Raw genomic sequence first — 14,302 nt, 5'->3', positions numbered from 1 at the left:
CAAACACAAATAGCCAAAACTACAATTGCAAGGCAGGTTCACCGTGGTATTTCGCGTTTATGTTGAAAAACGATCTGGTTTCGATATAAAAGCCCAACATCTTAATCACGAGCTTAAAGAAATTCTTGGTATTGATTCTCTAAAATCCACGCGCATAATCAACAGGTATGATGTAGAAGGAATATCTAAAGATCTTTTTAACACTGCTGTTAAAACGGTTCTTAGCGAGCCTACAGTAGACAACACTTACGACTACTTGCCTATTAGCACAAATGAGCATGTTGTTGCTATAGAGTTCCTTCCTGGCCAGTTTGATCAGCGCGCGCAATCCGCAAGCGAATGCGTACAAATGATTAGTCAGGGAGAATGCCCTAAAGTTAGAACTGCTCAAATTCTTGCTTTTAATGGCAATTTGTCTAAAGAAGACATTGACTCAATTAAACACTACGTTATTAATCCAGTAGAAGCTCGCGAAGCATCGCTAGATAGTGTCGATACGCTTAAAAGTGAGGCAATTGTTCCAGCAAACGTAGAAGTATTAGATGGTTTTAACGATTTAGATTCCAACGGCTTGCAAAAATTCATTGAGGATCGCGCGCTAGCAATGGACTTGGCTGATGCTAAATTCTGCCAAGACTATTTTAGAAGCGAAAATCGCAATCCAACTATTACAGAAATAAAAGTAATAGACACGTATTGGTCCGACCATTGCCGCCATACTACTTTTGGAACGCATTTTGAAAACGTTCAAATAGATGACGAGCAAGTAAAAGATGCATTTAATCGTTATCTTAAACTACGAGAAGAGCTTAAGCGCACAAATAAGCCGATTTGCCTTATGGACATGGCCACTATTGGCGCAAAATATTTGAAGCATACAGGAAAGCTTAAAAACTTAGACGAATCAGAAGAAATCAACGCGTGCACAGTAAAAGTAAAAGTTGACGTTAATGGGCACGATGAAGACTGGCTGTTTTTGTTCAAAAACGAAACGCATAATCATCCTACAGAAATCGAACCTTTTGGCGGCGCTGCAACTTGCATTGGCGGTTGCATTCGAGACCCTCTTTCGGGACGCTCCTACGTATATCAAGCAATGCGCGTAACTGGAGCAGCCGACCCTAGAACTCCTATTAGCGAAACTTTAGAAGGAAAACTATCTCAACGAAAAATCGTAACTTCTGCAGCTGCAGGCTACTCGTCTTACGGAAATCAAATTGGATTAGCAACAGGCGAAGTACACGAGCTTTACCACCCAGGATATGTTGCCAAACGAATGGAAGTTGGAGCGGTTGTGGCAGCTACCCCAGCAGACCACGTTAGAAGAGAAACACCTGAGCCAGGAGACGTGATTATTCTTCTAGGCGGCAGAACTGGAAGAGACGGAATTGGCGGAGCAACTGGTGCTTCTAAAGCGCAAGACGCAGACAGCATTGAAGAGTGCGGAGCAGAAGTTCAAAAAGGAAATGCACCTATTGAACGCAAGTTGCAAAGACTTTTTAGACGCAAAGACGCATGCCGTCTTATTAAGCGTTGCAACGATTTTGGCGCTGGTGGCGTAAGCGTTGCAACTGGAGAAATCGCAGATGGCTTGATTATTAACTTAGACAAGGTGTCTAAAAAATACGAAGGCCTTGATGGCACGGAGCTTGCGATTTCTGAATCTCAAGAGCGCATGGCAGTTGATGTTTCTGCAAGCGATGCAGACGAATTTTTGAGCTACGCGCGTCAAGAAAATTTGGAAGCGCAAATTGTAGCTACAGTTACAAAAGAAGCTAGAATGAAAATGACTTGGCGAGGAAAAACAATTGTTGATCTAAGCCGCGAATTCCTAGCTTCTAATGGCGCTCCAAAAACACAAGATATTTACGTTGAAAATGGCAAAAATTATGCTACAAAATGGCAAGACGAAAGTGGAGTTTACTCTGGAAAGTCTTTAGCTGAGCGCATTAAAAATCTTGTTTCTAACATAAACGTTTGCTCAAACAAAGGCCTTAGTGAAATGTTTGACTCCACTATTGGAGCCGCAACCGTTCTTATGCCATTTGGCGGCCGCCGCCAGCTCACTCCAGCACAAGCAATGGTCGCAAAATTCCCAGTATTTGGCGAAACAAACACCGCTTCTGCAATGTCTTGGGGATTTAACCCATACATTATGGAAAAGAACCAATTTACGGGAGCGTACATATCGGTTGTAGAATCTTTAGCAAAACTTGTAGCAAGCGGTTTTACAATCGAAAACGCTTATTTAAGCCTTCAAGAATATTTTGGCAAACCGCAAAATGTTCCAGAAAGATGGGGAAAACCTACTGCAGCAGTTCTTGGCGCTTTAAGCGCGCAAATTGATTTTGGCGTTGGCGCGATCGGCGGCAAAGACTCTATGAGCGGAAGCTTTGAAAATCTTGACGTTCCTCCAACTCTTATATCGTTTGCTGTTTCTACAGGAGACGCGCGAAATGTTGTTTCTCCAGAATTCAAAAAAACCAATAGTAAAATCCTAAGAATACTACCTACGTATAAAGAAGACGGAATCACGCCTAACGCTCAAAGCTTCTTAGAGGCGATTAGGATTGTTGAAAATCTTACTTCAAGCAAGCGCGCGCTAGCAATTAGCACTCCAGGTTTTGGAGCTAGTGCAGAAAGCCTGTTTAAGATGACTTTGGGCAACCATATTGGATTAAAACTTAACGACTCTGTTAAAACAGACGACTTGTTTAAGTCTAGATATGGAACTTTCTTTGTAGAAGTGGATGAAGATTTTAACGTTGATGATTTTGCAAACAAGGTTAGCGAAAATCTTGTAAACGTTGAAGTTATTGGACAAACGTGCAATGAATTTAAGCTTTATGCTTGCAACGAAATTATTAGTTTAGATGATTTACAGGAAGATTGGGAAAGTCCTCTAGAGGGCATTTTCCCATATAGAGGTAAAGGAAGCGCAGTTCGCGAAATAAATTCCACTAATCGCAAGCCTGTTAGAAATCATATGAAATCTAGCAGAAGAACTCCATTGAGCAAGCCGCGCGTAATCATTCCAGTTTTCCCTGGAAACAATTGCGAATACGACACTCAAGCAGCGTTTGAAAAAGCTGGAGCAGAATGCAAAACGCTTATAATCAATAATTTAAGCGCTGATGATGTTGTAGAATCCGCAAAAGAGCTTGTTAAAGAGATTAATAAAAGCCAAATTGTTATGATTCCTGGCGGCTTCTCTGGAGGCGACGAGCCAGACGGTTCTGCAAAGTTTATAGCTGCATTCTTTAGAAACCCTGCAGTTAGCGACTCTGTTCGAGATTTGCTAAACAATCGCGATGGCTTAATGCTTGGTATTTGCAACGGCTTCCAAGCTCTTATTAAGCTCGGTCTTGTTCCATTCGGAGATATTGTTCCAATGGATGCAGAATGCCCGACTTTAACGTTTAACACTATTGGAAGGCATCAAAGCAAGATTGTTAGAACTCGCGTTGCTTCTAATCTTTCTCCATGGCTTTCAAATTGCAAAGTTGGCGATGTTCATAGTGTTGCAATATCTCATGGAGAAGGTCGATTCGTAGCATTGCCAGAAGTTATGGATACTCTTATACAAAACGGCCAAATTGCAACGCAATACGTTGATAGCAATGGCGTTCCAAGCATGAATCTTAAAGTAAATCCAAACGGTTCGCTTATGGCTGTAGAAGGAATCACTAGCCCAGATGGAAGAGTGTTTGGAAAAATGGGTCATTGCGAGCGCAGCGGCAACGGTTTGTACGTAAATATTCCAGATTTTAGAACACAAAACATTTTTAGCTCTGGCGTTGAATACTTTACGTCATGATTGGGGATTCACAATTTGTGATTTACGACTTACAACTTACGATTTACAACTTACGACTTACAACTTTAAAACAATAGGGGGTGCGAATGTCTGCTGAACTTGAAGGAGTTCACGAAGAATGTGGCGTTTTTGGAGTGTGGGGTCATTCCGATGCCGCAAGGCTTACCTACTTTGGCTTGCACGCATTGCAACATAGAGGCCAAGAAGGTGCTGGAATAGTTGCAAACGATAATGGCCATCTTAAAGGATACAGAAACTTAGGTCTTTTAACTCAAGTTTTTGCAAACGAAGACATTATGAAGCATCTTACTGGAAACAGCGCGATTGGCCACGTTCGTTACGCGACTGCTGGATCTGGAAGCGTTGAGAACATTCAACCTTTTCTGTTTTCTTTCCACGATGGAGATGTTGCTTTAGGACATAATGGCAATCTTACTAATTGCACAACTCTTAGAAATAAGCTAGAAGATTGCGGAGCGATTTTCCACTCTAACTCCGACACAGAAGTTTTGATGCACCTTATTAGAAGGTCGAATAAAACTTCGTTTATGGATAAGCTTAAAGAAGCGCTGTTAACTGTTCATGGCGGTTTTGCATACTTACTTCTTACAGAAGACGCGCTTGTTGGAGCAACGGATCCTAATGGTTTTAGGCCTCTTAGTCTAGGAAGAATGAGTAATGGTGCTTACGTTCTTGCATCGGAAACTTGCGCTTTAGATATTGTTAGCGCGGAGTTTATTAGAGACATTGAGCCTGGCGAAATAATCGTTATTAATAATGATGGATACAAGATTGAGCGTTATGCAAAAAATATTCAGCACGCTGTTTGCTCAATGGAGTTTATCTATTTTGCTCGCCCAGATTCTAATATTTACGGCATTAATGTTCATTCTGCGCGAAAGCGCATGGGAGCACGCTTAGCTAAAGAGTCTCCTGTAGACGCAGATATGGTGATTGGAGTTCCTAATTCTTCGCTTTCTGCAGCTGCTGGATACGCCGAAACAAGCGGAATCCCTAACGAGATGGGTTTGATTAAAAATCAATACGTTGCGCGCACTTTTATTCAGCCAACGCAAGAGCTTAGAGAACAAGGCGTTCGCATGAAGCTTTCGGCTGTTAGAGGTGTTGTTAAAGGAAAGCGCGTAATTGTTATTGACGATTCAATCGTTCGCGGAACAACGTCTAAGAGGATTGTTCGTCTTCTTAGAGAAGCTGGCGCTAAAGAGGTTCATATGCGAATCTCTTCGCCTCCTCTTAAATACCCGTGCTTCTACGGAATCGATATTCAAACAACTAAAGAGCTTATTGCAGCTAAACATTCTGTTGAGCAAATTCGCGAATATATTGGCGCTGACTCTTTAGCGTTTTTATCTTTAGACGGTCTTGTTGAATCTATTGGGTTAAATAAGCCTGCTCCGTACGGAGGATTATGCGTAGCGTATTTTAATGGCGACTACCCTACCGCTTTAGACGACTACCGAGATGAATTCTTAGCTTCGCTTTCTAAAGAAGACAAGGAAGTTTTAGAGAATATTAAAAAGAATAGTAAATACAATTTTGCGACTAAAAACTGCGATTAAACTACGACTAAACTTCGACTAAACACTTAAAACACTTAAAACAAACACGAAAGGATTCTTAAATGCCAAACGCATATGAACAAGCTGGCGTTAGCGTAGAAGCTGGCTACGAGGTTGTGCGAAGAATAAAATCCCACGTAAATCGCACAAAAAGACCAGGCGTTATGGGCGGAATTGGCGGTTTTGGCGGCCTGTTTGATTTAGCAAGCCTTGGATACAAAGACCCAGTGCTAATTTCTGGAACAGACGGAGTTGGCACAAAGCTTATGATTGCGCAAATGATGCAAAAGCATAATACGATTGGCATTGATTGCGTTGCTATGTGTGTAAACGATATTGCAGCTCAAGGCGCACAGCCTCTGTTCTTCCTTGATTACATTGCTTGCGGAAGAAACAATCCAGAAATACTTGAGCAAGTTGTTTCTGGTGTTGCAGACGGATGCGTGCAATCAGAAGCAGCATTAATTGGCGGAGAGACTGCAGAAATGCCAGGAATGTACGATCAAAGCGAGTACGATCTTGCAGGGTTTGCTGTAGGAGTTGCAGAAAGAGAAAACATTGTTGACGGAAGCAAAATACAAGCTGGAGACACTCTTATAGGACTTGCATCTTCGGGAGTACACTCAAATGGATTCTCACTTGTTAGAAAAGCACTTTTTGATGTAGCTAATTACAACGTAAATAGTAAGCCAGAAGAATTGTGTGGCAAGTCTATTGGCGAAGTTCTTCTAGAGCCTACAAAAATCTACGTTAAAGCATTAAAACCGCTTTTTGCTAATCATCTTATTAAAGGCGTAGCTCATATTACAGGCGGCGGATTTATAGAAAACATTCCAAGAATGTTTGCAAATAATCTTGCAGCACAAATCGACACAAAAAAGTGGCAAGTTCCTGCAATTTTCAACCTTATTGAAAAGTCGGGTAAAGTAGACCACTCAGAAATGTTCAACGTTTTTAACATGGGAATCGGAATGGTATTAGCAATTGATGCAAATAAAGCCGATGAAGCTATGCAAATCCTTAAAAACAATAATGAACAAGCGTATGTTATTGGCAAAATGATTAAACGCGAAAACGTTGCAGTTGAGTTGTTATAATTCACAAAATCTTAAAGCATAAAGGATTAAAGATGAAAGTTTTAGTTGTAGGCTCAGGCGCACGAGAACACGCAATCGCAGTTGCATTTTTAGCAAGTAAAAGCGTTAGCGAAGTCACAGTTGCTCCTGGAAACCCAGGCATGATTAAAAGCGGAATCAAAATTGAAAACATTAGCGAATCGGATCACAACGCTTTAATCGAATTTGTTAAGAGCAACAACTACGACTTTGCTTTTATTGGCCCCGAAGTGCCTCTTATGAATGGTATTGTTGATGATTTTGAAGATAATGGAATCCCAGCATTTGGCCCAAACAAAGCGGCTGCTCAAATTGAAGGATCTAAGGATTTTGCAAAGCAACTTATGCAAAGGCATAATATTCCAACAGCCGCCTACCAAACATTTAGCGAGCTAGAACCAGCGATTGAGTACGTTAAAAATCAAGGCGCTCCTATTGTTATTAAAGCAGACGGCTTGGCTGCTGGGAAAGGCGTAACAGTTGCCACTAGCGTTGATGAGGCGCTCGCAGCTTTAGACGATATTTTTGTAGACCATCGTTTTGGCAAAGCTGGAGCAAAAGTAGTTATAGAAGAGTTTTTAGAAGGCGAAGAATTCTCATTAATGAGTTTTGCTAACGGAACAGATTTTTGGGTTATGCCAATTTCTCAAGACCACAAACGCGCTCATGATGGCGATACTGGCCCAAACACAGGCGGAATGGGAGCTTATAGCCCTGTTCCACAAATCAGCGATGAAGTTGTAAAACAAGCGATTGATAAAATCGTGCGCCCAACTTTGCAAGCTCTTGCAAGCGAAGGCATGCCTTTTACAGGAGTTTTGTACGCTGGATTGATTAACACAGAGCAAGGCGCAAAAGTCATAGAATTTAACGCTCGCTTTGGAGACCCAGAAACAGAGGTTGTTCTTCCAAGACTTACTAGCGACTTTGGCGAAGCTATTTTTAACATTTTGCATGGCAAAGAACCAACATTTACTTGGATTAAAAATGGCGTAACTCTTGGCGTTGTGTTAGCAAGCAAAGGATACCCTGGAAAGCTTGTTACAGGAACACCTCTGCCACAAATCACTCTTAATAGCGAAGATCAAAATGTTTACTATTCTGGTGTTAAATTAGACGAAAACAATAATCTTGTAACGTCTTCTGGAAGAGTGGCACTTTTGCAAGTAAATGGCAAAGATGTTAAAGATGCTCAATCAAAGGCCTATAGCATATTAGACAATCTTAATCTTTCTAACATGTTTTATAGGCACGACATTGCAACTAAAGCACTTAAAGCATTGAAAAATTAAAAACCAAGAAAGTTTGTGTTTTTAAGATAATGCTTTCCAGCCGTAATATCGTATTGAATCAAACGGTAATCATTCAATAATTGTTTAGTTTCTTTGTTCATACTACTAGCAATCATTGGCTTTCCGCTTGGATTCAAGTAAATTGGCTGGCCTTGCGGAATTCTATCCCACCCCTGAATCTTATTTACTACAGGGGGCTCCATTGCACTAATCTTTTCGTGCAATCTTGTAAGGAATGCAAGATATGGCGAAACTTTAGAATTTGTGTGAGACGCCACTTGCGATATAAAGAAGTTTGGAGAAGAATAATAGTCCCTAATTTTGTTTGGAGCTTTATTATTTTCTCTAGCTTTTTTATTTGACCAAATAAAGTAATCAGTTAGATGCAAATCAAGAGAATTATTCTCATCATCGCTGGCAGTACTATATATTCCAGGAAGATGATCTCCATAGAATACAACAGTCACTGGCTTATCTATAGAATCCAAGTCATTTAAGAACTCTTGAGTTGCTTTATCTGTGTAACTCACTCCCTTAGCGTATGTTTCAATCGAAGATATTTCCGAGCTGCCAAGCTTTGGCGAGCCAGTCTTTGCACTAGCCTTAAAATCATTGTTCTTATACCAATTCCTAAATGGCATATGATTTTGCATTGTGACTATTTGCACAAATTGATTATTTTTACTAGAGGCGATTTTTTCAAACGCACTTTTATACGCAGACTCGTCGCAAACATAAGGCGATTTATCAAGCATATTTTTGTGAGCAATAACATTAGGAGATTCTAGCGAGTAGAACTTACTAAAACCAAACTTCTTATAGTTTGTTGAACGCAAGTACATACTCGGCTCATACGGGTGGAATGCTATGGAATTAGCTTCACTACCCCAATACCTGTTAATCGTAGGAGTCCAAGAAGAATTTGGAACAAGCTGCTGATATGGGCTTGTAAGAGATGAGTTAAAGTTCACCATGCTCAATCCCGTAAGAGACATATATTCAAGATTTGCAGTTCCTCCGCCGTAGCCAGAAGAAAGCATTAAACCGCTATCTGTTTTCTCTTTCAAAGAGCTTATAAATGGCATTGGATTCTTATTTAATTGCAATCCAGGAACTCTTATTGGATTAGAGAATGATTCCGAAAGCACATAAACAACAGTATTATCGGAGATTTTCGACTTTCTAGAAGCGTTTATTTTCTTTGCTTCATTATTGTATTTTTCTAGCAAAGCGCTCATAGTTCGCTCATTGTAATCCGCAGGCTTATCCATAACCTTTGGGTTTACTTGCCTTAAAAATGCCACTAATGCGCCGTTTCTTTGAGCGTCGTAAACGGAGTCCCACATTGATGGCGTATCTCCCATAAACTTAGCAAAATTGTTTGCGCTAGAATCAACAGTTCCAACTGTGCAAATATACCATCCAAAAGTCGCTAATAATGCTATTAAAGTTACAACACGAACCAAAATAGAAGTTCTTAAATTTGCAATAATAACGATTTTTCCATGATTAACATCTAAAACATGCAATAAAAGCGCAATAACCCAAGTTATTAGAACAGCAACAATAGAGCTAAAAATAACAGCATTTGCGTTGTCTGGAAGAAAAGATGCGATATTTCCAGTATTACTTTTTAAAAAGTTTAAGTCAGCTGGAAGAATAGTTTCGTATCGAACATTCACTTTCATATATTCAATAACAGAAACAATTATAGATGCGCTAATCAAAATAGCAGACGTAATCCAAAAACGGTTTATGATTATTAGCAAAATACCATAAATTAACGCAAGAATAAGAAGATTAAGCACAAAAACAAAATTAAGCTTAAGCCACATTTTTGAGATTATGTTCCAAGCGCTTGCCGAAAGTGATGAAGTCATTTCTACTCGACCAGAACGCTGTACAGAAAGCTGCACAATCATAACCATTATTGCGCAAAAAGCAACAAACAGAGCGTAATACGACCAACGAGCAAACCTAATCTTAAAACGATCAAATTGCTTAAAAATTGTAAGAGAATTGCTTAATGGCAATTTTGCACCCTTCTGATTCATGCCCATGTTTAATGCCCAATATTTAATGCATATTACATTTATTACGTTCTTAACGCATATCGTGTACGTATTAGTCTACACATACATCTTAAGTATCACTATCGTCATACCAAACAACCGTATAAAACTATGCATATTCATACTTTTGACGTATTGTAAGGTGTTCTATAGCATTTATCATTATAATAGATGACAAAATATAGAAAATTTTAAGGATTATATACTATATTTGCAAAGGTTGTGTTTGTTATCTTCAATCTAGCGAGGTTTTAAGGAACAGTAAGAATGAAGCAATTTATTGCCACAATTAACTTAATGCACGGCACTCTACCTATAAGCATATTCGCAATATCTGCATTATGCTTAGCTGTTCTTTTAATTACAAAACCTAAAAAGTCAAAGTATTTTCCAAAACTATTAACTCAACTAGGCTCAGCATTTTTATTCGCCATTATTTTTGGATTCATAACTTGGCTAATATCCGACGTTTTTCTTGTGTTTGGCGTAAGTCTTGGCTGGCTTGTGATTTTTTCGATTGCAGGAGGATTTGCTGCCGTAGGCTTTGCTCTAAGCGCTGCAATAATTTCTAATGGATACAGAAGAGCTTTCGCTATTTTTTCGATTATCTTATTTGTTTTAGCAACAATGATTCGCGTAAACATGATTTACGGAGAATACACGACTATTGGATCTGTTTTTGGATTAGGAAATTACCCAAAGCTAGAAGAGCATAATAAACACAATGCAGTTATGGAGATTAAAGATTGGAACTTACTAGCAGATCAGAAAAAACTGCCTAAAATGCCATCTAAAGGCATTAGCCGCTCTGTTAGAATTCCTGCAACGCAATCAAACTTCCGAGCAAGAATAGCAAACGTGTATCTTCCTCCAGCTGCGCTAACAAAATTTGCTCCAAAACTTCCTGTAATGGTTCTTCTTTCTGGCCAGCCAGGAAGCCCTAATAGACTATTTGCTGCAAGCGAAATAGTGAATACTTTAGACGCTTACGCTAAAAAACACAATGGTTTAGCTCCGATTGTTGTTTCCCCAGACCAGAATGGCACTTCAACGCACAATTCACTTTGCGCAAACACAAAGGTTTATGGAAATGCTCAAACGTACCTGACTAAAGATGTTGTTAGCTGGATTCGCCAAAATCTTCCTGCAAGCACAGATCCAGCACTTTGGCTTATGGGAGGATTTTCTCAAGGTGGAACTTGTGCAACTCAAATAGTTCCAGCGTACCCAAAGTTGTTTGGAAACATGTATTCTGCTGGCGGAGAATTAGAGCCAACTTACAAGAATAAAAACGAAACAATAAACCGCTATTTTAACGGAAATCGCAAGGAATACGAAAAGCATATTCCAGCAAACATAATGAGAAAAAACGCTCCATTAAATCAAAATTAGTATTCAATAGCAGGAGCATGGGATCCAAAATCACAAATAAATCAATCCACTATTGCTATTGCAGCACATAAAGCTGGAATAAGTGTTATAACAATGATTTCTAAAGGCTCAGGCCACGATTGGCATACGGTTCAAAGCGGATTAAAGGTTGCTATTGATCATCTTTGTAAAGACGCTGGAATAGCAAAGCATGATCCAGATTTAAGCTCTTATAGTAATATTCAAGTGGTTGTTAATCAGAAGGTGAGGCGATAAACATGCCAAACTTTTTATCAAAAAATCACAAGTCAACAGCAAAACATCATTTATCTATACTAAGCAATGATGTTAGAATCTGGCTGTCTCAACGAGTTCTTGCAGTAAAAATCACGCTTGTATTTTTGCTTATAAACCTCGTGCATTGGATTTTCCGTACCGTAATGCACATTTACACTTACGGCACAAACGCTACTCTTGCACAGTTCTTCTCGTACCATAAGCCTAAAATTGGCTCACCATTCCTTTTTGGTCATAGAAACGTTCCTCAACTTTTGCTTAAACTGTTCCACTCGCTTTTCTTTGTAAACAGTTTTCCGTCTTTAGCTGTTAACGCTATTCTTTCTTTGGTTTTAATCGGATTAGCAGAAACAAGAATTGGAAAAATGCGTTTGCTTTTTGTTTCTGTATCAAGCACTCTTATTGGAACTTTGCTAGGGCTAACACTAATTGGCAATCTTTCTGCGATTATTCGCAATATGCATTGGATTACTAGAATACCAATTAGGCTTTCGCCTTTTACTCTTTTTGTTGGCGCGTTTATGTCTGCAGCAACATGCGAATCAATCTTGTGGCGTAGACGAATGCTTGTTTTGGGCTATTCAATAACATCTGCAATGCTTCTTTATAGTGGAAATCCTGGGGATTATTGCACGATTTTTGCAGCGATTTGTGGCCATATTATTGGCAATGCAATGAACAAGAACAACAAAACTAATACTGCTAAAAGCGCAAGCTGGTGGCATGGAACAGACTACGAAATTAGGCGTCTTTTTTCAATAGCGCAACTTATTATGGCGTTAGGCCCTGTTCTTGCATTGTCTTCAAGATCTCACGCTGGAATACTAACAACTCTTGGCTTGTTTATGTCTCCACAAATGGGCACAAAACCTTGGCTTGCAAGATGCATATCGAACTATAGTTCCAGCAGCTGTTTACTTCATTCTGGATTGCAACACGCAACAATTGGCGGTCTTTGGATTCGTATTCTTTTGCCTATTGTTACTTTAATGATTATATCTTGGGGACTTTTACGCGGAAGAAGGCTTGCAGCTTATGCCGCTATAACAATTAATGGACTTACTGCAATTTATGCAACTATGTATTTTGCGATTTTGCCATTAATCGCAGCTAAGCAAGCTATGATTTTCCACAAGAATAATGCAACTTCTATAGCGTTTATGCTCACTGCTCTGCCTCCACTATTAATCGCAATACTATTGTTTATAAACATAAAGCATTTTCCAAATCATAGCGATAAGTTTGAACGCAGAATTGGCTTAGTCGCAATTGTTCTTGCACTATTTTCTACTGGAATAGGATATGTTTGCTTTGGATTAATTGCTCCAAATGAGTTTAAGCCTGCAGCAGACTTGCATCATTTACTCCGTGACCTTCCAGGACGTTGGATGCCTATGGGATTTGGAACAAGATCTAACGCAATGCTTATGCCATTAACTCCACTTGCTTCTGCTATTACTCAATGCGTTGGAGTTCTTCTTTGGATTGTTCTTTTTGTTGTTTGCCTTATGTGGTTTAAGAACAAAGTTACTATTAACGAAGAAGATCGTAAAAAAGCAAGTCAATTAGTTCATTTTGGCGGAGACACAATGAGCTTTATGACTACTTGGCCAGACAATCACTATTGGTTCTCTAACACAGAACGCTCCGCAATAGCATATAGGCTTAAGTACGGAATTGCTTTAACATTAACAGGGCCTTTTGGAGATAAATCAGAATATAAGAATGATTTGAAAGCGTTTATTCAACTTTGCGAGCAAAACTCTTGGTCTCCAGCTTTCTATGCTGTGCATGAGGAAGACCGCAAAAACCTAGAATCTCTTGGTTTTATGTCTATTAAAGTTGGAAGCGATATGCTTGTTTACCCTAAAGAGTGGCAAACTCGTGGAAAAAAGTGGCAAGATATTCGTACCGCTATAAACAAAGCAAAACGCGATGGAATAACAGATGTTCTTAGCACATACAACGATGCTCCGTGGAAAATTCAACAACAGATTATTGAGATTTCGGAAGAGTGGGCAGAGCTTAAATCTCTTCCAGAAATGAAGTTTACTCTTGGCGGATTAGAAGAATTGCACGATCCTCGAGTGAAAATTTTGTATGCAATTGACAATAATGGCAAGGTTCTTGGCGTTACAAGCTGGATGCCTACTTATAGCGACAATCGCGTAATAGGGTGGACTCTTGATTTTATGAGGCACCGTACGGATAGTCCTAATGGAATTATGGAGCTTCTTATTGCAAGAATGGCGGAACGCTTAAGAGATGAAGGACTTGAGAATCCAGAATCTGCTGTGGAATTTATGAGTCTTTCTGCTGCTCCTCTTGCTGGAATAACAGATATTTGCGACTCAAACGATTCTAGTACTTCAACTTCTTCGCAAAATGAAGCGAACACTGTTAGCAACAATGACGATATAGAAAATAATGATAATGATGGCGTAGAACATGCACAAAATAGCGTAAATCACCATGAATCCAACGAGATTATTGTTCATGCTCTAGAGATGATGTCCGACATTTTGGAACCAGCATACGGATTTAAGTCGTTGTACTTCTTTAAGAAAAAGTTCCAACCAACCAATAGTCCTGTGTACATATGCTATTTGGATTCTGCAAAGCTTGCGCAAATATCACTAGCTGTTACAAGCTCCTATTTGCCAGAAACTAATCCTAAGCAAATTTTAGAAATGCTAAAAACACTTAAGAAAGACGCAAATCAAAAAAATCTCCGTTAATTTGCGTGCTAAGCTTGCAT

Annotated in this window: 6 protein-coding genes and 1 pseudogene; 6 read left to right on the top strand and 1 reads right to left on the bottom strand. The window is 39.4% G+C overall.

The features are described from left to right. Positions 1 to 43 precede the first annotated feature (43 nt). The 4 genes from ACPEIW_RS03340 to purD all read left to right on the top strand — a co-directional run bounded on the left by ACPEIW_RS03340 (position 44) and on the right by purD (position 7,804). A complete protein-coding gene (locus ACPEIW_RS03340) occupies positions 44 to 3,817 on the top strand; it encodes a phosphoribosylformylglycinamidine synthase (protein WP_425663048.1) in 3,774 nt (1,257 codons plus the stop codon). A gap of 86 nt (positions 3,818 to 3,903) precedes the next feature. Further along, a complete protein-coding gene (gene purF, locus ACPEIW_RS03335; protein WP_016635272.1) occupies positions 3,904 to 5,397 on the top strand; it encodes an amidophosphoribosyltransferase in 1,494 nt (497 codons plus the stop codon). Positions 5,398 to 5,459: 62 nt separating this feature from the next. Further along, positions 5,460 to 6,494 (top strand): phosphoribosylformylglycinamidine cyclo-ligase, encoded by a 1,035-nt coding sequence (gene purM, locus ACPEIW_RS03330; RefSeq protein ID WP_425663046.1) that lies wholly within the window; start codon positions 5,460 to 5,462, stop codon positions 6,492 to 6,494. A 32-nt stretch (positions 6,495 to 6,526) separates the two neighbouring features. Next, positions 6,527 to 7,804: a phosphoribosylamine--glycine ligase gene (gene purD / locus ACPEIW_RS03325; RefSeq protein ID WP_425663044.1), complete on the top strand. Its 1,278-nt coding sequence runs from the start codon at positions 6,527 to 6,529 to the stop codon at positions 7,802 to 7,804. On the opposite strand, the gene ACPEIW_RS03320 is transcribed toward purD, so the two are convergent. Then, positions 7,801 to 9,858: an LTA synthase family protein gene (locus ACPEIW_RS03320; RefSeq protein WP_425664400.1), complete on the bottom strand. Its 2,058-nt coding sequence runs from the start codon at positions 9,856 to 9,858 to the stop codon at positions 7,801 to 7,803. The two genes, purD and ACPEIW_RS03320, sit on opposite strands and share 4 nt — an antisense overlap. A gap of 285 nt (positions 9,859 to 10,143) precedes the next feature. Between ACPEIW_RS03320 and ACPEIW_RS03315 the strand changes: the two are divergent. Beyond that, positions 10,144 to 11,523, top strand: a pseudogene (locus tag ACPEIW_RS03315) (alpha/beta hydrolase-fold protein). A 2-nt stretch (positions 11,524 to 11,525) separates the two neighbouring features. Continuing rightward, a complete protein-coding gene (locus tag ACPEIW_RS03310) occupies positions 11,526 to 14,282 on the top strand; it encodes a bifunctional lysylphosphatidylglycerol flippase/synthetase MprF (RefSeq protein WP_425663042.1) in 2,757 nt (918 codons plus the stop codon). The last annotated feature ends 20 nt before the right edge of the window (positions 14,283 to 14,302 follow it).

Origin of the sequence: Gardnerella piotii, assembly GCF_049815665.1 — a bacterium.
Classification (GTDB): domain Bacteria; phylum Actinomycetota; class Actinomycetes; order Actinomycetales; family Bifidobacteriaceae; genus Bifidobacterium; species Bifidobacterium piotii.
The sequence above is the reverse complement of the archived record's forward strand: the minus strand, read 5'-3'. Positions and strand labels throughout refer to the sequence as shown.